Consider the following 20,191-nt stretch of genomic DNA (forward strand, 5'->3'; position numbering starts at 1 on the left):
TTACATGCTCTTCCTTTCCGCTATTTCCGCCATTTTTGCGTCGTTCAGACGTGTATCTCCCTTGACGCGGGAGTAAGATAAATATCCATTCATACGCTCAATCTTTGTCAAGTTAGTACTTCCGCATTCCGGACATACATCCATCGACAACTCTTCATGTCCGCAGTCATCACAATATGCAAGCGACAGATTAACCCCCTCATAGAAGCCCATATCCATCGCTCTTCTTACAAGCGATTTGATTGCTTCCTTATTATAGTTAATCGGATATTTGACATACTGGATCTTACCACCGTTACTCAAATCCCAAAAACGTCCTTCTAAATCCTGTTTTTCAATCGGCGTAATATCTTCCGTTACATGACAGTGAAAACTGTTACTTACATATTCTCTGTCAGATACATTCTCGATAATGCCGTATTTTTTACGGAACTGCTGAACCTGCACTCCACACAGATTTTCTGCCGGTGTTCCATAAATTGCATATAAGTGACCATCTTCCTCTTTGAACTGATTGACTTTCTTATTAATATATTCCAGCACCTCAAGTGCAAATGCCCCATCTTCTACCAATGATTTTTTATTGTGCAGCTGTTGCAATTCGTTGAATGCTGTGATTCCGAAAGATGCAGTTGCTGATTTTAACAACGGCTTGATTTTGTCATACAGCCCCAAATGTCCGCCATAGAAACCGCCTTCACAATATGCAAGCGGGTTCGTTGATGCCTTCATCTCTCCAAGATAATCATATGTGCGGATATGAAGCTGACGAATCAGTTCCAAATAATAATCCAGCACCTCATAGAAATCTCTGCTTTCCTGTTTTGCTTTTGCATAAATCATAGGCAGATGCAGACTTACCGCACCAATATTAAATCGTCCCACAAATACTGGTGTATCTTTTTCATCCGCCGGAGTCATGCCTCCTCTTTCATACCATGGTGAAAGGAATGCACGGCATCCCATCGGGCTGATAATCTTTCCGTATTGCTTGTACATACTTGCAACATACCCTTTTCCTGTCAGACTCAGCCAATCCGGATACATTGTTTTTCTGGAGCATTCGATTCCCGCTTCAAACACATCTTCCAACGGTTTCCCCGGTCCATGAAGATTCTCATCATATAAAAATACAAGTTTCGGGAAAAGAACCGGCTTCTTATGTCCTTCCTTGCCCTGTCCTTCCTGACGCACCTGAAGCATCTTGATCGTGGCAAGTTTTCCATATTTTGAAGTGTTTGTCCCTGCTGTCACAGTGATAAACGGATAATCCCCACGGCTGGATGACACGGAATTAAATTTATATTCCCATCCCTGGAATCCCTGCTCCATCTCTTTTTCCAGATCTTTCCACGCTACTTCCTCAGCTTTTTCTTGCGGAAGTCCTAAAGATATATATTTTTCCAAATGTCTTTTATAAGATTTTTCTGCATATGGCTCTAAAATATCATCTACGCTTGGCACTGTAAATCCGCCGTACTGCTGACTCGCAGCACTTAACACGATATCTCCAATTACATCAAATGCTGTATCCAATGTCTTCGGCTCATTATACCAAAGATTACCCATCTCAAATCCGCCGCTCAAAACATTCTGCACATCAAACAGGCAACAGTTCATTGTATCTCTTCTCGCAGACATATCATGAATATAAATATAACCTTCACGGATTGCCTGAATTTCTTCCACTGTCAGGAAAAATTTCTTATAAAGCTCTTTATTCAGTTCGTTAAAAATCAAACTTCTTTTTGTAGACACAAGCGCACTGTCTGTATTACTGTTCTCTTTATCTCCGATATACATGATAGACTGGCTTTTTTTGTAAACCTCATCTAACATCTGAACAAAATCCTGCTTATAATTGCGGTAATCTCTATAACTTTTTGCAACAGTCGGGTTGACCTTTTCAAGAGCTCCCTCCACAACATTGTGCATCTGTGCGATACGGATCTCTTCTGTGTCCATCTTTTCTACTTCTTCTTCTACAAACTGGCAGATAAATTGCAGCTCCTCATCTGTAAACTTGATCAACGCACGATATGCTGACTTATTGACCGCAACAACCACTTTCTGTACGTTAAACTCTTCTTTTGTCCCATCTTTTTTGATTACTCTGATCATCCGTCTCTTCCTTTCCATTTTATATTATCATCTATATTTAGTGTTAATCCAATTTCAAATCACTATATACAGTATTTCCGTGTAATACTAATACTATCACTCTGATGGTCTTTCGTCAAATCGGAATAATAGACAAAAATATCAGATTCTCTCTTCCATATTTTTGGATAAAAAAATAGGCCGTCATCTATTGACAGCCTATTTTGAAGTTCTTTGTACTCCCATGCTCTGGCGCTAATCGTGATACCGAATTACAAGTTATCGTATATCAATACTGGAATACCGATGAAGTGGTAGCGGAAATCGAAGCAGAACATAACCAAATCAATGGAACTCCCACTATCCTTGCAATCAATCTATATCACTCTAAATGGTCTTTTCACAACGGATATGAACCATTTTATAGCACCACTATCAATTATGATTAAAAAGAGAAAAGCAGACAGTCAATCAAAAAACTGTCTGCTACAACTGAAATTTGTTATTACCAAAATTCATTTAATCATGTTCTTTAATATATTGAAATACCTTTTTATCATTCTTTGATTTTTTATACCAACCTATACCTATCATTATAATTGCAACAATAATGACTGTAGTTCTTATCGATGAATCTGGGGAAAATAAACAAGATACAGCAATTCCTGTTCCAGCACCTGTAAAAAAATCTACAATTGATTTTTCATGTTTTATTATGCCCATTGCTCTTTCTTTATCCATAGATTGTACCATCTTCGAATCCTCCTTTAATAATGTATCAAGAGAAATATCAAATTGATTACTCATGCTTACAAGAATTTGCAGATCAGGATAACTTTTTCCGTTTTCCCAATTTGAAACAGTTTGTCGAGTAACATGAAATAATCTGCCAAACTCCTCTTGTGTTAATTGTTTTTCTTTACGAATATTCAATATTTGATTTCCTATATTCATAATATCTCGCCCTTTCCTGTGTTGTTACCTTGTTCATATTTTCGTCCTCCTTTGAATATTATTATCCCCAAAATAATATCTAAAGTAAAGCAATCAACATCTTACATTACATATATAGTTACGCAAAGATTCTTTGACAGGTACTTTTCTCTATAATTTTATGCTTTTCAGTTCTACAAGCTGGAAGTTATAGCAAACTTCCTTTTAGCCCTTTTTTGAAAATCAACACAACTTTATCTGTTCCCCAAAAGGACATGGTTTTAATCTGATAACCGTCTTTTCCCATTTCTTGTACTTTTTCATTTATTTTTTCTGTTACATTCTCAATGGTAATTTCTTCAATCAATATAGTTTTGTGCATTACTACACCTCCATAATTTCAAATCTGTTTATTCCTGCCATTCTATCACATTTCCTAGTCTTTAGCATTACTTTTCTCATAAATTTAAGGGCATATTGCACTTACACAATACGCCCTCATAATATTGTTCCAAAAGACAGTTTATATCATACTTTTTGTACTCCCATAAGGGCTTTTTTATACTCCCTTTGTACTCCCAATTTTGCAATACTGCCCGATATTTAACATCATTTTACGATACTTTGACTTTTCAACAAATCCCGTAGATCCCGCATTAAAACGGTGTTCCGTACAAGTCATACGGCGTCACCTGATATACATAATAATTCACCCAGTTTGTATATAAGTTATTTGCATGTGAGCGCCATGTCAAAAGCGGTCTGTTCTCAAAATTGTCATCTGGATAATAATTTTTAGGAAGTGCAATCTCCAATCCCTTATTCTTATCTCGCATGTATTCGTTATTCAATGTCACACGGTCATATTCCGGATGACCCATCACAAAGATCTGTTTTCCATCCAATGACATCGTCAGAAATACTCCGGCTTCTTCTGATTCCGCAAGAATGATCAGCTGTTCTTCACTCTCAATTGCTTCTGTCGGAACCGTTGTATGACGAGAATGCGGTGCATAAAACACATCATCAAATCCCCTCACCAATGGTGTTTTCCGATTTTTTACACGATGTTCAAACACGCCAAATACCTTTTCATCCAACTGTACTTTTTCAATTCCATAATGATAGTAAAGTCCCGCCTGCGCTCCCCAGCACAAGTGCATTGTAGAAGTCACATGTGTCTTTGTCCATTCCATAATCTCTTTCAGTTCTTCCCAGTAGTCAACCTCCTCAAACGGCATCTGTTCTACCGGAGCGCCTGTGATGATAAAGCCATCAAATCTCTGGTCTTTGATTTCTTCAAACGACACATAAAACTTGTTGAGATGGCTGGTCGATGTATTTTTCGATTTATGGCTGGACACATTCACAAAAACCACATCTACCTGCAATGGTGTATTTGACAGTGATCTTAAAATCTGAAGTTCTGTATCCTCCTTCAAGGGCATCAGATTCAACAGACCAATCTTGATCGGACGGATGTCCTGATGCATCGCACGATGTTCATCCATCACAAATATATTTTCTTGTTCCAGTATTTCTTTTACCGGCAAATCATTTTGTACACGAATCGGCATAAATTATTCTCCTTTTTCTTCACATTCAATAAATTCTCCTTCATCATTCACATAGCTTTCACTGCCATACCTTTCAGATGATGTTGGAAGTTTTTTGCGCTCCAACTTTTGGTTGATAAACATTTGCGCAATATAATATAGGACAGCGAAAGTCGGCACTCCCATGATCATTCCGACAAACCCGAAAAGTCCTCCTCCAAGCAGTATGGAAAAGACAACCCAGAAAGCGGACAGACCGGTAGAGTCTCCCAAAATCTTCGGTCCAATGATATTCCCGTCAATCTGCTGCAAAATCAATATAAAAATAGCAAAATACAGCCCCTGTATCGGTTCTGCAATCATAATCAGAATCGTACTCGGTATTGCTCCGATATAAGGTCCGAAAAACGGAATTACGTTCGTCACTCCGACAATCACGCTGACAATAAGGGTGTATGGCATCTTCATAATGCTAAGTGCTATAAAACACAATACTCCGATAATCGCAGAATCAATGATTTTTCCAATGATAAACCCGCCAAAAATCTCATTGCTCTTTTTCGTAATATGAAGTGTCATGTTTGCGTGATCCGGTTTCATCAGTGCATATACAATCTTTTTGCACTGACCGGAAAACAGTTCCTTACTAAACAGTACATAGACAGAGACAATAAACCCGATCAACACATTCATAATCTCACTCACAACATTGATTACTCCTACCGTCAGATTCGACATTAAAGTGTTCGCCTGTTGGAGTAAATCCGTCTTCAGCCAGTTTTCCACCGTATCTGTTCCCTCTGTAATGATATTCTTCAGCATCGTATCCAAAGTTGAGTTACTGATTAAAAATGCATTCATATCTTGTGCCCAGCTATTCATCTGCTCTGGAAGTGTCACAATCAAATCTCGGATACTTTTATATAATTCCGGAATCAGCATGTTGCACAGTGCCACAATCACAAACACCGAAAAAATCAAAGCTGCGAAAATTCCGCTCCCCCGCCCAATTTTATGTGCCGTCTCTTTTTTCTTTAGTTTTTTCTCCAAAAAAGGAGTAAGATGTCTTTCCACCAATTTCACAATCGGATTCAGAAGATATGCAATCACAAGACCATATATAATTGGTTTTAATATCTGAAATATCTTTTCAAAAATATTAGAAATTCCATTAAAACGCAAAAATGCAAAATAAAAAACAATGCTTGCTGCAACAACAAGAAATGCTGTCATTCCTTTTCCAAACTGCTGTCTTAATTTTGAAGGACCTTTATTTCGAAACTGAGGTCTTTTATCATGATAAGTTTTCGTTTCCTTTGAATTTTCCATAATATGTATTCGAATCCTTTCCTCGCTCAATTTACATCTATGTTTCATTATAACGCTACCTTCTTAAAAACGTCAACAAGAACACAGTTAAGGGCGCAGCAAAAGTTTCAAACCTTTACTGCGCCCAACCTTATTCACTATTTACTGCATTCAAAACTTGCACATTCGGTCTCGCCGCATTTGCATGCGTTGCTGCCCTCCACGCTGATCTTACCCGCATGGCATCTGCACGCATTGTTATACATGCATTCAACTGCTTTGCAGTCGACATTGCTTGTCGGAGACGCCTCTCCTGTTACATTGCTGTAAGAATCTCCTTTTCGCTTCACGAAGCTTCCACAACATGTCTCATCTGACTTTCTTGCAGAATCCCCCTGAACCTCGATAGCATCAAGGTCACAATAAAATTGCTTATTGTGCGTACATGTCTGTACTGTACATTTCAACTCTGGCATGATCATACCTCCTTATATTTTTTCTAATTCTATCAGAGATAGTATTTCACACCTGTTTTTATTTTATACATCTATTCTTCTGTCTTGTGCTTTCGCAGTCTCAGAAACAGAGCGAGCACTGCAAAGAATTCTCTCACCATATAATTTGGAAATACAGCAAGATTACTGCTTGCTGTAATCGCGTAAACTTTTCTGTATCCGATTGATTTTGCCAATTTCACAGCTCGGTAAATATGAAAGTTATTTGTAACAATTCCTATTTTATCCCGTCGCTCATCATCTATAAAAGCAAGACTTTTTTTCAGATTCTCATATGTTGACGTCGATTTTTCTTCCAGGCAGATTCTGTTTGCATCAATCCCACAATTTTCCAAATATTCTGCCATCGCTTCTGCCTCCGTGATATCCTCACCTTTCCCTCTGCCTCCCGATACGATTACAATCGTCTCTGGATTCTCATTGAGATAACGAATTCCACGGTCAAGTCTTCTTTTCAATGCCTCAGTCACTCTTTTCCCGCGAATCTGTGCCCCTAAAATAATAATGTATTTCATATTTTTCGGAGCAACTGATATCATCGCACAAAGAATCAACACTTCCACACAGAAAAAAATCATCCACAGAACAATAAAAATACCGGTTAAAATATACTCAAGCCAAACCGGAATTCCCCTGGTCAGTATTCCGATTCCGATATTCGCCAATCCAAACACCGCCCAGAACCATGTAAACGTTCCATTCCATCGCTTCGTATACCATACAACAAATCCATAATACAGGATACTTAAAATTCCAAGTGCAATGAATCCTGATGCCATGGACTATTTACCGCAGCATTTTTTATACTTTTTCCCGCTTCCACATGGACAAGGATCATTTCTTCCAACTTTCTTTTCTTTGCGGACTGTTCCCGAATTTTTCTGTTCTTTATACAATTCTCTCTTGCGTTCTGGTGTAAAGATGTTATTCCACTGTGGTAATTCATACAGCCAGTCAGCTTTTGCATCCACCATATTCTTATATAACTTTTCTTTGTCAAAGATCAGGTTTACAACTGTATCTTCTTCCATTGTCTCAATTGGATTCTCTTCTTTTAAGCTTTCATTGATTCCATCCAAAAATCCTGTCATTGTAAACACGTCAATTTCATACTTTTCTGCAAGTTCTTTGACTGTTCCTTTTACTTCCTCATCCGGATTTGTCAATAATTTCTCATAGATATTTTTTTCAATTTGAAAATAGGTTCCCCAAAATTTTTGTAATGCTGCACGATCCATCTCCTTTGAATATGCAACTGCTCTCCATTCTTCTAATAATGCCATGTTTATAACTCCTTTGTATTTTCATTCTTATCGCTTTATTATATCTCATTTTTCTTCATAAAACAAGCATACCGAAACTGTTTTTTCTCAGTATGCTTTGTTTTACACTTCAAAATTTAGCAGCTGTTTTTGCTTCCAATGCATTTTGTTTCACTTCTTCAAAATCAGCTCCTGCGGATGCTGCAACCGTGGCCGCCACTGCTCCTTCTACAATCGGGCAGTCTATCATCTCAATTTTCTTGTCAGACATCTCCTCCAGAACCATCTCTGTTGTCATAACAGCACTGCCCATGTCCATCATCACAAGCACTCCGTCTTCGGAATAAACGTCCTCGATTGCCTGATATATTTTTTCATAACTCGTCCCGAGTGTTCCGTCATCCATACCTCCCGCCGCACGGATAAGCGCTTCCGGAGCCATCATCTTTGTAAACTCCACAATGCTGTCCGCCAACTCCCGACTATGAGATACAATTACAATTCCTACCATACTTACCCTCCTTACAAACTTTTGGCAATCACGCTTAGCATTAATGTAAACGAAGTAGCTCCCGGATCCTGATGCCCAATACTGCGTTCTCCCAAATAGCTTGCTCTTCCCTTTGTGGCAATGATAGTCTTCGTATATGCGACACCATCCTCTGCTGCCTCCACTCCTTCCAACAATATTTCTTTCGGATCTTTTGCCGCCTTAAGAGCACCTTCCATTGCAGCAAGCGCCGGAACCATTGCATCCAGCATCGTCTTTTCACCGGTTGTGGATTTGCCGCGCATTTTAATTCCCTCTATGGAAACCCTTAGAATTTCCACAAAATCATTGATGTCCACCGCATCTTTTCCTGCCATCAATTGCCCTGCCTTCATAAATGCAGTCCCATAAAGTGGTCCTGATGCGCCTCCCACCGTAGATACAAGTGTCATTCCAACCGTCTTTAAAATCGTTCCAATGTCTTTATCAGCAAGCGTATCTAACTTTTTTTCCACCTCCTGAAAACCGCGTGAAAGGTTAATTCCATGATCCCCATCACCGATTACATTATCAAGTTCCGTCAAAAACAGTTTTTCTTTCTCAATCGTCTCTCCGATGTTTCTTAAAATTTCAATTACCTTTTGTTGATTTACCATAAGTCGTTCCTTCTTTCTACATTATGCCTTAAATGCGGGTGTATCTGCCTTTGCATCCAGCAGTTTCTTCATCTCGTCATCCAATCTCAACAGAGAAATTGAAAATCCGTCCATTTCAATCGATGTCATATAATTTCCGACAAACGTCTTATATACTTTGATTCCTTTCGCAGCAAGTACATCTGACACATGGTTGTTTACAATAAATAATTCCATAAGAGGAGTTCCTCCTGCGCCGTTGATCAAAACAGCCACTTCGCTATCCGCATAATCGATATCCGCCAGAATCTTTTCCAACAGCATATCTACAATCTCATCTGCCTTTTTCAACGATTCCCTGTGCGTCCCCGGTTCCCCGTGAATTCCGATTCCTACCTCCATCTCATCGTCACTCAGCTCAAATCCCGGTTTCCCTGCTGCCGGAACCGTGCAAGGCTTGATTGCCATTCCCATGGTTCTCACATTGTCGACCACTTTTTGTGCAACTGCCTGTACCGCTTCAAGCTCTGCACCTTCCTCCGCTTTCGCGCCTGCTATTTTATGTACAAAAATTGTTCCTGCCACACCACGGCGCCCAACTGTATACAAACTGTCCTGAACCGCAACATCATCATTCGTAACAACATATTTGACTGGAATACCGTCCATCTCCGCCATCTCTGCTGCCATCTCAAAATTCATAACATCCCCGGTGTAGTTCTTTACAACCATAAAGACACCTTTGTCCGTCTCTATCGCTTTGATACCTTCATAAATCTGATCCGGTGTCGGAGAAGTAAAGACCGGTCCTGCAACGGCAGCATCCAGCATACCTTCTCCTACAAATCCACCATGTGCCGGCTCATGCCCGCTTCCGCCACCACTGATCAGAGCAACTTTTCCTTCTTTTTTTCTGGCTCTTACTACTACATTTCCGCAATCTAATTTTTTTATATATTGCGGATATGCTTTTACCATTCCCAAAACCATTTCATTCTCTACCGCATCCACATTGTTCATAATTTTTTTCATTGTCGAAACCTCCTTGATTCTTTACATTTTCACCATTTTGTATAGTTTTTCATCATTTAAAAGCTTCTTTTTTATAGAATATCACCATACAACTTTCTGGTCAATAGTTTCTATTTGCATTTTTGAAAATCTATCGCTATAATCAAACTATCATATATGAGGAGACGATAGTTATGAGTAAGACAAAACGAATTCTTGCGCTCTTAGGCGTTATTCTGTTAGCAGCGCTTTATCTGAGCACTCTTTTCTTTGCAATTTTTGATTCACCAAATACAATGTGGCTATTCAAAGCTTCTATTGCTGCGACAATCCTGCTTCCGGTTCTTTTATATGCATACTCACTGTTTTACAGATTGTCGCACAAGAATAAGGATGACTAACTCTGTGTTACACATATAGCTCTGCCGCAAAAAAGGCAGGGCTTTCTTCTTGTCTGAATTGTCTGTCTTCGATTTCTTTTTGTTTTCGTCTCTTCATCAGGTATTCCTCAATCGATATCATTTCCTGATATTTCTGTTTCTTTTCTTTCTGCATACTAAATTCCTCCATCTATATCTATTTCCAACTTTATCATTATATTCATACTCTTACATTTATATTCCTTTTTGAAACAATTTTATTTTAACAACAATTCATGACTAACTTGTGTCAGTTATATAAAATCTTTCTAACTCAATTCTTAAGTTTTTCTATGCGAATTCCTTATTTTCTCTTGACACATTGCCATTACTGACACTACACTATTACTATCGTTTGTGTAATTCAAATCCACACGTTCGATAATCTTAGTAAAAAGGAGACTTGCATATGGAACATTTAATCATCCCTGAAGGATACACTGCACCACTTACGATTCGTGAGACAGAAGTTGCAATCAAAGAAATCAAAGACCACTTTGAGCGTGCCCTCGCAAAATCACTGCATCTGACACGTGTATCCGCTCCACTTTTTGTCAAACCGGAGTCTGGACTGAACGACAACTTAAATGGTGTGGAACGTCCAGTAGCGTTTGGAATCAAAGAGCAGAACGATACCCCGGTGGAAATTGTACATTCCCTTGCAAAATGGAAACGCTATGCATTAAAGCGCTACGGTTTTCACTCAGGTGAGGGTTTATATACAGATATGAATGCAATCAGAAGAGACGAGGATACCGATAACATACATTCGATTTATGTCGATCAATGGGATTGGGAAAAAGTAATTTCTAAAGAAGAACGCAATATGGAGACATTGCAGTACACTGTCCGCAAAGTATACGCTGCGCTTCGCGAGACAGAAGAATATATCTCGAGAAGATATAACTACATAGATCCGATTCTTCCGGAAGAGATCACTTTCATCACTTCACAGGAATTGGAAAATCTATATCCTTCTTCCACTCCTAAGGAAAGAGAATATAAGATTGTCAAAGAAAAGGGAGCTGTCTTCATCTCTCAGATCGGAAAAGAATTGATTTCCGGCGAGAAGCATGATGGGCGTGCACCGGATTATGACGACTGGGAATTGAACGGCGATATCATTGTATATTATCCGGTTCTTGACATTGCATTAGAACTTTCTTCCATGGGAATCCGTGTTGATGAGGAAGCATTAGAACGTCAGCTTGGCTTGGCCGGCTGTCCGGAACGGGCGGAACTTGATTTCCAAAAAGCTCTTTTGAATCATGAACTTCCATATACAATCGGCGGAGGTCTTGGACAGTCCCGTATTTGTATGTACTGCCTAAGAAAAGCTCATATCGGAGAAGTACAGTCTTCTACATGGCCGGAAGAGATTGTAGACACAGCTTTTGCTAACGGAATTCGGTTATTATAATTTCTGGTACACCTAAAAATGGTGCTGCATATATTATGCAGCACCATTTTTTTATTAGTTTGTATAATTATCAAAATATCCCTGAACCAATACAACCGGTGTTCCTTTATCTCCTGAGCCACTTGTAAGGTCACACAAAGAACCGATAAGATCTGTCAACTGTCTCGGAGTTGTTCCCTGAGACGCCATATCTCCAACAAGATTATCGCTCTTTTCTCTGATACGCTTTGAAATTGCTTCTTTCAATGCTTCCCCACTTAAATCTTTGAAATCATTATCTGCAAGATATTTTAACTTCACTTCATTCGGTGTTCCAATCAGACCTTCTGTGTAAGCTGGTGATACAACCGGATCAGCAAGTTCCCAGATCTTTCCTTGTGGATCTTTGAACGCACCATCTCCATATACCATAACCTCTACATGCTTTCCAGTCTTATCCAAAATCTGTTTCTGAATATCTTCTACTAAATCAAAACACTCATTCGGGAATAATTTAATTTTGTCTTCTGTCGATTTATTAGATCCCAATAATCCATATTTTGTATTGTATCCGCTTCCATTTACCGATGCATTCAAAATATCGTCTAATCCGCATACTCTTTCTGCGCCATTCTCCCGTAAAATACGTTTTGTTCTAACGCGTGTATGAATATCACAGTTCAACACATTCTTTGTATAGTTTAAGATTGTTCTTGGATTGTTCGCAAAAATAACTTCTACTTCTGCCCCTGCTTCTTTGATGATATTTGCATAGTAATCTACATAATCTACACCTGTAAATTCGTGCTTGTTCTCGCCAAATAATTCTCTGTATTTTTCCAATGTAAGAACATCGCTGTATGGGTTGATTCCTGCCTCATCTAATTTATCCAATGATACAAGTTCATTTCCCACTTCATCACTTGGGTAGCTTAACATCAAAACAACTTTTTTTGCTCCGGCAGCGATTCCTCTGAGACAGATAGCAAATCTATTTCTTGATAAGATTGGGAAGATTACTCCGATTGTCTCTCCGCCTAATTTTGCTTTTACATCTTCTGCAATGGCATCAATAGAAGCGTAATTTCCCTGTGCTCTTGCTACAATTGACTCTGTAACAGAAATAACATCTCTGTCTCTCAGTTCAAATCCTTCGCTTTTTGCAGCGTCCAATACGCTTTCTACTACAATATCAGCTAAATTATCATTTTCTCTAATGATTGGACAACGAACTCCTCTTGAAATTGTTCCAACTTTTCTTTCCATGTGTTTTTCTCTCCCATCTTACTTTGTAATGTCACGCATTTACAAATCACTTTATTATTGTGTCTTCTTATAAAATACTTTAGCACTGCTTATAAAGCACCGATAGAATTATACTATACTTTCTCCGTGTTATGCAATATTTTTTTCGATATTTGTTTACATCAAAGGTGCAATCAGTCTTAAAACTCTTCCGACCATCTTCATACCGATTCTTCTTGCTTTCACATCAAGCATCGTAATCTTCTGACATGCTTTTAAAGTATTTTGGAAATCACGTTCAATCTCCCACACGACCGGATTGTTATAAATGAATGTACCACATTCAAAATGGTGATACAAACTGCGATAATCAAGATTGATCGTCCCGACCGTCGCAGTATCATTGTCGGACACAAACACTTTCGCATGTACAAATCCCGGTGTATATTCATAAATCTGCACTCCCGCACTGATCAGTTCTTCATAATAGGTCTGCGCTACTGCAAACGCATACCACTTATCCGGAATATGCGGCATAATAATGATAACTTCAATTCCACATTTTGCTGTATAAGTAAGATTTGTCACCATCTCATTATCTAAAATCAGGTATGGCGTCATAATGTGCACGTATTTTTTTGCATGATTCAGCAAATGAAAGTACACCTGCTCTCCAATATTTTCATGATCAAATGGGCTGTCTGCATACGGAAGCACAAAACCAAGTTCTCTTCTGATGTCAAGTGACTTAGGGGTAAGATATTTCGCATAATCTTCCTTTCCCCGCTCGCTGACATTCCACATCTGAAGAAACATCATCGTAAAGTTCTGAACTGCCTCTCCCTTTAACATGACTGCCGTATCCTTCCAGTGTCCGAAACGGACTTTCTGATTAATATACTCATCCGCCAGATTGATTCCCCCAGTAAACGCAACACGTCCATCGATCACACATATTTTCCTGTGATCTCTGTTATTCTGATGTGAAGAGAGAACCGGTTTGATCGGGCTGAACATCTTACATTTAATTCCATATTTTTTCATCGTCTTCGGATAATGGTAAGGCAGTTGTACCATACTGCACATTCCGTCATACATGAAACGGACCTCCACACCTTTCGAGACCTTATCAATGAGAATATCCAGTATCTCATTCCACATGATACCTTCTTCCACTATAAAATACTCTAGAAAAATATATTTTTCTGCAAGTCTTAACTGCTTTTTCATCTCCTTGAATTTATTTTCACCAAGGGGAAAATACGTCACTTCTGTATTGCGATGCACAGGAAATGCCGCCTGATGTGTCAGATAATGTGCAAGATTGGCATTGGCAGGCTTCGATACACGAAGCGCCTCCACCGTCTCCTTATCCTGTTTCATAAATGGCGATGTCGCATCATTCAATGTCCTGAGGCGATGGTCCAAATAACTTGTTCCAGGCTGTATTTTCATAAACAGATAAAACACTGTTCCCACAATCGGAATTAAAAGGATAAACAATATCCACGAAGTCTTAAACGCAGGATTGCTTTTACTGTTTATAATATAAACGACAGAAATCACTTCCAACACGATAAAAATCACATAAATGTAAGTTGCATAGTCTTCCAAATATGTGACTGTCCCTACAATCAAAGCAATCTGGATGATCAATAATACCGCAAGCAACGAAATTCTGCTAAATACAATACTCAATATTCCCTTTTTCGCTTTTTTTACAGGTTCTTTGTTCAATACTCTCACTTCCTTTTCTACTATATAAGAGTTAGTCTAACACAATTCTGATACAGAAACAACAATCGGCTGAATTCCCCTTTCATTTTTCCGACAAAAGTATTATAATGTTTTTCAATGAATCATATTATTTTCAGAAAGGAGTCATCATATGTCAAAAAAATGGAGTAAATTTTTATTAGCACTTGCAGGCATTGGTGCTGCAATCGGCATTGGAATTGCATTTTTCAAGAAAAAGCAACATACACTTGACGATAACAGTGAATTTTCAGATGATTTTGAAGATGAGGATTTTGATCTGGACAGTGACTTAGAACCAGTCACCCAAAGATCTTATGTTTCGCTCAATCAGGAGACAGAGGAGACACCCGCCGAGGAAGAAACCTCATCTGAACAGGACGCAGAAGTATAAAAGAAATAAAAGGAGTTCCACAGTTGGAACTCCTTTTATTTCCATATCTCACACAGGATGTTGCTCGCATCTCGAATCGCTTCTTCACTCATATTTGCATATCCGAGCAATATCGTTGCTTTTGCGTTTTTTTGTTCATCAATATCATATTCTGACAATCCATAAACTCTGATTTCTTTTTCTTCCGCCTGTCTGATCAGTTCTTTTTCTTTTTCTCCCGATGGAAACGTTAAAAGTAAATGTACTCCTGCATGCTCTCCCGAAATGCTGCATCTCGTAAGCAACGGTTTTAACCCAGCCATTAATATATCATGTCTGTTTTTATAAAGTGCTCTCATTTTATTCAGATGACGCTCATAATATCCTTCTTCGATAAACCGTTGGATAATAAACTGATCGACTTTTGAGACCGTCGAGCTTAAAAATCTGCACTTTTCATTATATGCTGTAAGAAGTCGTTTTGGAAGTACCATGTAACTGATTCGGATTGCCGGCGCCAGCGACTTTGAAAAAGTCCCAAGATAAATCACTTTATCATTCATATCATATCCCTGCAATGCCGGAATCGGTCTTCCTTTGTACCGAAACTCACTGTCATAATCGTCTTCTATAATATATCTTTCTTCGGATTCTCCCGCCCATCTGAGCAGTTCCATTCTTCTTTTGATCGGCATAACGATACCAAGCGGATATTGGTGAGACGGCATAACATATGCGGTGTCTGCATTCGATTCACACAATTTTGAGACTTCCATTCCATATTTATCCATATCAATCGTCATCACTTCACAGGAAAGATTTCGAAACAAACGATACGCCTGCTTGTAAGTAGGATTCTCAAATGCAACCTTTCGTTGCTCTCCCATCACCATGCTAAGCAGCATAAGCAGATAATCATTTCCCGCACCGACAATAATCTGTTCCGGCTGACAATTCACTCCACGTGCCTGATACAGGTAGTTACGGATTGCATTTCGAAGCCCCTCTTCTCCCTGTGAATTTCCGAGACGGAACAAGTCCGTTCGATCGTCCACCAATATTTCTTTTGATAATTTTCTCCACACATTATACGGGAAGCTGCTTAAATCAATTCCACGCGGGCTGAAATCATAACGATATTTTTTCTTCTCGGTTTTCTCTCCTGCTTTTGATACCATGTTAAGCTCCGCAAATTGATACAATCCTTCCAATTGCGCGGCAAAAAAGCCTTTACACGGCTCCGACTCAATATACCCTTCCGACAAAAGCTGTTCATATGCCAGCTCTACCGTACTTCGGCTCACCTCCAAATGTCTGGAGAGAGCCCGTGTAGAAGGCAGTTTTTCTCTGCAGGCAATCCGCCCACTTTGAATCTCTGTCTTAATATGCCGGTAAATCTGCTCATACAGTGGCACATCCGATTTTGTCTTCAAATTGATTGTCAATTCATTCATCTGTTTATTTTGGCAGTTTGAAAGAGCTCTTCAAGGATACGATACGGTTAAATACAAGCGCATCCGGTTTTGAATCTTTCGCATCAATACAGAAATATCCGTTTCTCACAAACTGGAAGCTGTCATATGCTTTTGCATCGTCAAAGCTTGGCTCTAAATAGCAGTCTTTCAAGATTGTCAATGAATTTGGATTCAAGTTCAAAGAACCGTCCTCTTTATTGTAAACACCTTTTTCTTCGTCAACAATATTTTCATAAAGACGTACTTCTGCTTTCACTGCATATGGAGCTGGTACCCAGTGAATCGTACCTTTTACTTTTCTTCCTGTAAATCCACTTCCACATTTTGTCTCTGGATCATACGTACAGTGAATCTCTGTGATATTACCGTTTTCATCTTTTACAAAGCTTTCACATTTTACAAAATACGCATGCATCAGGCGCACTTCGTTTCCTGGGAACAAACGGAAATATTTTTTCGGTGGCTCTTCCATAAAGTCTTCTCTCTCAATGTAAAGCTCTCTGCAGAAAGGTACTTTACGGTATCCTAATTCTTCATTTTCCAAATTATTTGCCACATCCAAATATTCAACCTGTCCTTCCGGATAATTGTCGATGATCAGCTTGATCGGATCAAGCACTGCCATCATACGTGATTTTTTCATCTTCAAATCTTCACGGATACAGTATTCTAACATTGCGTAGTCCACAGAGCTGTTGCTCTTAGACACTCCGCAGAGATCTACGAACATCTTCAATGATTCCGGTGTAAATCCACGTCTTCTAAGTGCCGCAATTGATACAAGTCTTGGATCATCCCATCCATCTACAATACCGTCTTCGACTAATTTTTTGATATATCTCTTTCCTGTCACCACATTTGTCAAATATAATTTTGCAAACTCAATCTGTCTTGGTGCCGGTTCAAACTCACATTCTCTTACAACCCAGTCATACAGTGGTCTGTGATCTTCAAACTCTAATGTACAGATAGAATGTGTGATTTTCTCAATCGCATCTTCAATCGGATGTGCGAAATCGTACATTGGGTAAATACACCATTTATCACCTGTATTGTGATGCGTCATATGTGCCACACGGTAAATGATCGGGTCACGCATGTTGATGTTCGGTGATGCCATATCGATTTTTGCACGGAGCACTCTCTCCCCATCTTCAAACTCTCCATTTTTCATCGCCTCGAACAGCTCTAAATTCTCTTCCACCGTACGTTCACGGTACGGGCTGTTTCTTCCCGGTTCTGTCAAAGTTCCTCTGTACTCGCGAATCTCTTCCGCTGTCAGATCACATACATATGCTTTTCCTTTTTTGATTAATTTCACAGCACATTCATACATCTGGTCAAAATAATCTGATGCAAAAAACAGATTGTCTTTCCAGTCTGCTCCAAGCCATTTGATATCTTCTTTAATAGACTCTACAAATTCCACTTTCTCTTTTGTTGGATTCGTATCATCAAAACGCATATGGAATGTACCGTTATATTTCTGTGCCAATCCATAGTTCAGCAAAATAGATTTTGCATGTCCGATATGAAGATATCCATTCGGCTCCGGCGGGAATCTTGTGCATACCGTATCATATACACCTTCTCTTAAATCTTTTTCAATTTCCTGTTCTATAAAATTTTTTGAAACTACTTCGTTTTCCATGTCATTCCTCCACTATCTATTCTTCTTCCGTAAAATCCAAGACCACTTCACAGAAGATTCACTTTATTCTATAGGATACCATAAAATAAAGTTTGGAACAACACGTAATCTGCATTTTGCTATGATTTCTCTGTAACTTTCACGTAGGTACATCCATGCTCCATAAAATTGTCTTCATCTATTAGACAGCGAATTCCCTAAAATGGTTTCACTTCGAAAATTTTTTACTAAAAATAACATTGACAGATGAAACAAGCTATAGTAATATAAATTTGTTGTAAAAATATATGCTGCTGTGGCGCAGTCGGTAGCGCGTCGCCTTGGTAAGGCGGAGGTCACGGGTTCAAGTCCCGCCAGCAGCTGTACTCAGAACCTTTGATTTTTCAATGGTTCTTTTCTTTTTATCATATCAAATTCAAAATTCCACGATTTTTTACAATATAAGAAATACTGTACATTGGTAATAGTATACTTACCCAGGGAGCTGATGAGGTGCTATGCCAGCCACCCAGTAGAAAGGGGGTTGGTGCTTATGGTAACATGGTCTGATTTGTTTTCCTTTATTGCTATGCTTTGTGCAGTGATTACCCTTGTAACTAACAACAAACGCAAAAATAGCGCCACACCCGCAAAGTGTAGCGCTATTCTGTAATACATATTTCGCCGGGTAGCTTCTATATCTGCACAATCCCTGCCATTTTCGCTTTAATTCGCTGCAGTGCATTATCAATGGATTTCGGGCTTTTATCCAAAAGCTTTGCAATCGTCTGATAATCGATTCCCAACAAATGCAAATGCAGTACCCGATTTTCCAGATCACTCAACCTTTGTTTTAACTCCTGCTCAATCATCTGCAGATATTCTTTATTCAGGAACAACTCCTCTGGATTATTGTCTTTCATTGTCTGAATCGTCTCGATCAGAGGCTGCTGTTTTTCTTCCTGTGTATCCTCTCCCTGCTCATACAGGGAAATGTAAGAGTTCAACGGCATATGTTTCTGCCTCTGAGACGCTTTGATTGCACTGTACATCTGTCTTGATATACAAAGATCCGCAAAACTTGCAAAGGACGTTCCCTGCTCACTGTCATAATCACGCACCGCTTTGAAAAGTCCGATCATCCCCTCCTGAATCAAGTCATCGTTTTCCCCACCGAGAAGATACATCTCTTTCGCCTTTTTCTTCACAAGAAATTTATACTTATCCATGACATAATCGGTAATTTCCTGTTCCCCTGCCCGCAGATTGCAGATTAGCTGCTCATCTGTCATTTTTCCATAATCAGACATTCTTTTTCTCCTAAAACTACTGCAAACGCTGTCTTACAATCTCATATGCTAATACACCTGCCGCCACAGATGCATTCAAAGAATCAATGTCACCTTTCATCGGAATAGATGCGATGAAATCACATTTTTCTTTCACAAGCCGGCTTACTCCATCTCCTTCATTTCCAATAACCATCCCGATTGGACCTGTCAGATTCAGTCGGTACATGGATTCGCCGCCCATATCTGCACAGACAAACCATAACCCTTTTTCTTTCAGCTCTTCCATTGTTTTTGCGAGATTTGTCACCTTTGCGACCGGAGTATAATTAAGCGCTCCCGCAGATGTCTTTGCAACAGTAGCTGTAAGCCCGACTGCACGTCTCTTTGGAATGATCACGCCATGTGCCCCTGCAAGGTTTGCGGTACGGATGATCGCACCAAGATTATGTGGATCTTCAATGTTATCAAGCAAAATCAAAAACGGATCTTCGCCCTTCTTCTTTGCCAGTTCCAACATGTCTTCCACTTCTGAATACTCATAGGCCGCTGCATATGCAATCACACCTTGATGTTTCTTTGTCTCAGAAATCTGATCCAATCGTTCTTTTGTCACAAAATTAATGATAGTATCATGTTTTTTCGCCTCTCTGATAATTGTGCGGACCGGACCATCCTGACAGCCGTCAAGCACAAACAGCTTATCCACAGGTTTACCGGAGCGAAATGCCTCAATCACTGCATTGCGTCCCTCAACCATCAAATTTTCTACCTTTATCTCTTCGCTCATATAAGC

21 protein-coding genes and 1 tRNA gene are annotated in these 20,191 nt (G+C 39.2%); 4 read left to right on the forward strand and 18 right to left on the reverse strand.

The window, feature by feature from the left end; genetic code table 11:
* The 11 genes from nrdD to dhaK form a co-directional block, all read right to left on the reverse strand.
* On the reverse strand, window positions 1-2,121 hold the full coding sequence (gene nrdD / locus AC6I5B_RS10745; protein ID WP_044987615.1) for an anaerobic ribonucleoside-triphosphate reductase: 2,121 nt from the start codon (window positions 2,119-2,121) through the stop codon (window positions 1-3).
* Window positions 2,122-2,619: 498 nt separating this feature from the next.
* Window positions 2,620-3,054, reverse strand: a complete 435-nt coding sequence (locus AC6I5B_RS10750; protein ID WP_022250306.1) for a helix-turn-helix domain-containing protein — start codon at window positions 3,052-3,054, stop codon at window positions 2,620-2,622.
* 187 nt (window positions 3,055-3,241) lie between these two features.
* Window positions 3,242-3,415: a hypothetical protein gene (locus AC6I5B_RS10755; protein WP_004611202.1), complete on the reverse strand. Its 174-nt coding sequence runs from the start codon at window positions 3,413-3,415 to the stop codon at window positions 3,242-3,244.
* 274 nt (window positions 3,416-3,689) lie between these two features.
* A complete protein-coding gene (gene metA, locus AC6I5B_RS10760) occupies window positions 3,690-4,610 on the reverse strand; it encodes a homoserine O-acetyltransferase MetA (RefSeq protein WP_004611204.1) in 921 nt (306 codons plus the stop codon).
* A gap of 3 nt (window positions 4,611-4,613) precedes the next feature.
* A complete protein-coding gene (locus AC6I5B_RS10765) occupies window positions 4,614-5,966 on the reverse strand; it encodes an AI-2E family transporter (RefSeq protein ID WP_022250310.1) in 1,353 nt (450 codons plus the stop codon).
* Window positions 5,967-6,055: 89 nt separating this feature from the next.
* Window positions 6,056-6,373: a DUF1540 domain-containing protein gene (locus AC6I5B_RS10770; protein ID WP_044986573.1), complete on the reverse strand. Its 318-nt coding sequence runs from the start codon at window positions 6,371-6,373 to the stop codon at window positions 6,056-6,058.
* A gap of 71 nt (window positions 6,374-6,444) precedes the next feature.
* Window positions 6,445-7,191, reverse strand: a complete 747-nt coding sequence (locus AC6I5B_RS10775) for a YdcF family protein (protein WP_004611207.1) — start codon at window positions 7,189-7,191, stop codon at window positions 6,445-6,447.
* 3 nt (window positions 7,192-7,194) lie between these two features.
* Window positions 7,195-7,695 (reverse strand): SEC-C metal-binding domain-containing protein, encoded by a 501-nt coding sequence (locus AC6I5B_RS10780; protein ID WP_004611208.1) that lies wholly within the window; start codon window positions 7,693-7,695, stop codon window positions 7,195-7,197.
* Window positions 7,696-7,804: 109 nt separating this feature from the next.
* On the reverse strand, window positions 7,805-8,185 hold the full coding sequence (dhaM, locus tag AC6I5B_RS10785; protein ID WP_004611209.1) for a dihydroxyacetone kinase phosphoryl donor subunit DhaM: 381 nt from the start codon (window positions 8,183-8,185) through the stop codon (window positions 7,805-7,807).
* An 11-nt stretch (window positions 8,186-8,196) separates the two neighbouring features.
* Window positions 8,197-8,820: a dihydroxyacetone kinase subunit DhaL gene (gene dhaL / locus AC6I5B_RS10790; RefSeq protein ID WP_004611210.1), complete on the reverse strand. Its 624-nt coding sequence runs from the start codon at window positions 8,818-8,820 to the stop codon at window positions 8,197-8,199.
* 21 nt (window positions 8,821-8,841) lie between these two features.
* A complete protein-coding gene (gene dhaK / locus AC6I5B_RS10795; protein ID WP_004611211.1) occupies window positions 8,842-9,831 on the reverse strand; it encodes a dihydroxyacetone kinase subunit DhaK in 990 nt (329 codons plus the stop codon).
* A gap of 173 nt (window positions 9,832-10,004) precedes the next feature.
* On the opposite strand from dhaK, the gene AC6I5B_RS10800 reads away from it, so the two are divergent.
* Window positions 10,005-10,211, forward strand: a complete 207-nt coding sequence (locus AC6I5B_RS10800) for a hypothetical protein (protein ID WP_004611212.1) — start codon at window positions 10,005-10,007, stop codon at window positions 10,209-10,211.
* Between the two features lie 7 nt (window positions 10,212-10,218).
* Here AC6I5B_RS10800 and AC6I5B_RS10805 read toward each other — a convergent pair whose 3' ends face one another.
* On the reverse strand, window positions 10,219-10,365 hold the full coding sequence (locus AC6I5B_RS10805) for a hypothetical protein (protein ID WP_022250312.1): 147 nt from the start codon (window positions 10,363-10,365) through the stop codon (window positions 10,219-10,221).
* Window positions 10,366-10,638: 273 nt separating this feature from the next.
* On the opposite strand from AC6I5B_RS10805, the gene asnA reads away from it, so the two are divergent.
* A complete protein-coding gene (gene asnA / locus AC6I5B_RS10810; RefSeq protein WP_004611214.1) occupies window positions 10,639-11,649 on the forward strand; it encodes an aspartate--ammonia ligase in 1,011 nt (336 codons plus the stop codon).
* Between the two features lie 54 nt (window positions 11,650-11,703).
* On the opposite strand, the gene AC6I5B_RS10815 is transcribed toward asnA, so the two are convergent.
* A complete protein-coding gene (locus tag AC6I5B_RS10815; RefSeq protein WP_022250313.1) occupies window positions 11,704-12,894 on the reverse strand; it encodes a coenzyme F420-0:L-glutamate ligase in 1,191 nt (396 codons plus the stop codon).
* Between the two features lie 156 nt (window positions 12,895-13,050).
* Window positions 13,051-14,610, reverse strand: coding sequence for a cardiolipin synthase (gene cls, locus AC6I5B_RS10820; RefSeq protein WP_022250314.1), 1,560 nt, complete (start codon window positions 14,608-14,610; stop codon window positions 13,051-13,053).
* A gap of 151 nt (window positions 14,611-14,761) precedes the next feature.
* Here cls and AC6I5B_RS10825 point away from each other — a divergent pair, with 151 nt between their 5' ends.
* Window positions 14,762-15,022 carry a hypothetical protein gene (locus tag AC6I5B_RS10825; RefSeq protein ID WP_004611217.1) on the forward strand — a complete coding sequence of 87 codons (261 nt, stop codon included), beginning with the start codon at window positions 14,762-14,764 and terminating at the stop codon, window positions 15,020-15,022.
* Between the two features lie 35 nt (window positions 15,023-15,057).
* On the opposite strand, the gene pdxR is transcribed toward AC6I5B_RS10825, so the two are convergent.
* Both pdxR and AC6I5B_RS10835 read right to left on the reverse strand, forming a co-directional pair.
* Window positions 15,058-16,455 (reverse strand): MocR-like pyridoxine biosynthesis transcription factor PdxR, encoded by a 1,398-nt coding sequence (gene pdxR / locus AC6I5B_RS10830; protein WP_117787767.1) that lies wholly within the window; start codon window positions 16,453-16,455, stop codon window positions 15,058-15,060.
* Window positions 16,456-16,459: 4 nt separating this feature from the next.
* The gene (locus tag AC6I5B_RS10835) at window positions 16,460-18,127 is read right to left on the reverse strand and encodes a glutamine--tRNA ligase/YqeY domain fusion protein (RefSeq protein ID WP_004611219.1); all 1,668 of its coding nucleotides are present in this window, start codon (window positions 18,125-18,127) and stop codon (window positions 16,460-16,462) included.
* Between the two features lie 289 nt (window positions 18,128-18,416).
* Between AC6I5B_RS10835 and AC6I5B_RS10840 the strand changes: the two genes are divergently transcribed.
* A tRNA-Thr gene (locus tag AC6I5B_RS10840) sits at window positions 18,417-18,489 on the forward strand.
* Between the two features lie 312 nt (window positions 18,490-18,801).
* Here AC6I5B_RS10840 and sigH read toward each other — a convergent pair.
* Window positions 18,802-19,416 carry an RNA polymerase sporulation sigma factor SigH gene (gene sigH, locus AC6I5B_RS10845; protein WP_118208584.1) on the reverse strand — a complete coding sequence of 205 codons (615 nt, stop codon included), beginning with the start codon at window positions 19,414-19,416 and terminating at the stop codon, window positions 18,802-18,804.
* Between the two features lie 16 nt (window positions 19,417-19,432).
* Window positions 19,433-20,185: a 23S rRNA (guanosine(2251)-2'-O)-methyltransferase RlmB gene (rlmB, locus tag AC6I5B_RS10850; protein ID WP_004611222.1), complete on the reverse strand. Its 753-nt coding sequence runs from the start codon at window positions 20,183-20,185 to the stop codon at window positions 19,433-19,435.
* Window positions 20,186-20,191 lie beyond the last annotated feature (6 nt).

This window comes from Faecalimonas nexilis, from assembly GCF_059731825.1.

Bases quoted from the DNA above. Each gene is read 5' to 3' on its own strand.
- AC6I5B_RS10775 (WP_004611207.1), bottom strand. From the start codon at position 7,191: ATGGCATCAGGATTCATTGCACTTGGAATTTTAAGTATCCTGTATTAT.
- nrdD (WP_044987615.1), bottom strand. From the start codon at position 2,121: ATGATCAGAGTAATCAAAAAAGATGGGACAAAAGAAGAGTTTAACGTA.
- dhaM (WP_004611209.1), bottom strand. From the start codon at position 8,185: ATGGTAGGAATTGTAATTGTATCTCATAGTCGGGAGTTGGCGGACAGC.
- AC6I5B_RS10800 (WP_004611212.1), top strand. From the start codon at position 10,005: ATGAGTAAGACAAAACGAATTCTTGCGCTCTTAGGCGTTATTCTGTTA.
- AC6I5B_RS10835 (WP_004611219.1), bottom strand. From the start codon at position 18,127: ATGGAAAACGAAGTAGTTTCAAAAAATTTTATAGAACAGGAAATTGAA.
- rlmB (WP_004611222.1), bottom strand. From the start codon at position 20,185: ATGAGCGAAGAGATAAAGGTAGAAAATTTGATGGTTGAGGGACGCAAT.
- asnA (WP_004611214.1), top strand. From the start codon at position 10,639: ATGGAACATTTAATCATCCCTGAAGGATACACTGCACCACTTACGATT.
- AC6I5B_RS10805 (WP_022250312.1), bottom strand. From the start codon at position 10,365: ATGCAGAAAGAAAAGAAACAGAAATATCAGGAAATGATATCGATTGAG.
- metA (WP_004611204.1), bottom strand. From the start codon at position 4,610: ATGCCGATTCGTGTACAAAATGATTTGCCGGTAAAAGAAATACTGGAA.
- sigH (WP_118208584.1), bottom strand. From the start codon at position 19,416: ATGTCTGATTATGGAAAAATGACAGATGAGCAGCTAATCTGCAATCTG.
- AC6I5B_RS10825 (WP_004611217.1), top strand. From the start codon at position 14,762: ATGTCAAAAAAATGGAGTAAATTTTTATTAGCACTTGCAGGCATTGGT.
- AC6I5B_RS10780 (WP_004611208.1), bottom strand. From the start codon at position 7,695: ATGGCATTATTAGAAGAATGGAGAGCAGTTGCATATTCAAAGGAGATG.
- AC6I5B_RS10770 (WP_044986573.1), bottom strand. From the start codon at position 6,373: ATGCCAGAGTTGAAATGTACAGTACAGACATGTACGCACAATAAGCAA.
- AC6I5B_RS10765 (WP_022250310.1), bottom strand. From the start codon at position 5,966: ATGAAACATAGATGTAAATTGAGCGAGGAAAGGATTCGAATACATATT.
- dhaK (WP_004611211.1), bottom strand. From the start codon at position 9,831: ATGAAAAAAATTATGAACAATGTGGATGCGGTAGAGAATGAAATGGTT.
- AC6I5B_RS10750 (WP_022250306.1), bottom strand. From the start codon at position 3,054: ATGAATATAGGAAATCAAATATTGAATATTCGTAAAGAAAAACAATTA.
- AC6I5B_RS10815 (WP_022250313.1), bottom strand. From the start codon at position 12,894: ATGGAAAGAAAAGTTGGAACAATTTCAAGAGGAGTTCGTTGTCCAATC.
- AC6I5B_RS10755 (WP_004611202.1), bottom strand. From the start codon at position 3,415: ATGCACAAAACTATATTGATTGAAGAAATTACCATTGAGAATGTAACA.
- pdxR (WP_117787767.1), bottom strand. From the start codon at position 16,455: ATGAATGAATTGACAATCAATTTGAAGACAAAATCGGATGTGCCACTG.
- dhaL (WP_004611210.1), bottom strand. From the start codon at position 8,820: ATGGTAAATCAACAAAAGGTAATTGAAATTTTAAGAAACATCGGAGAG.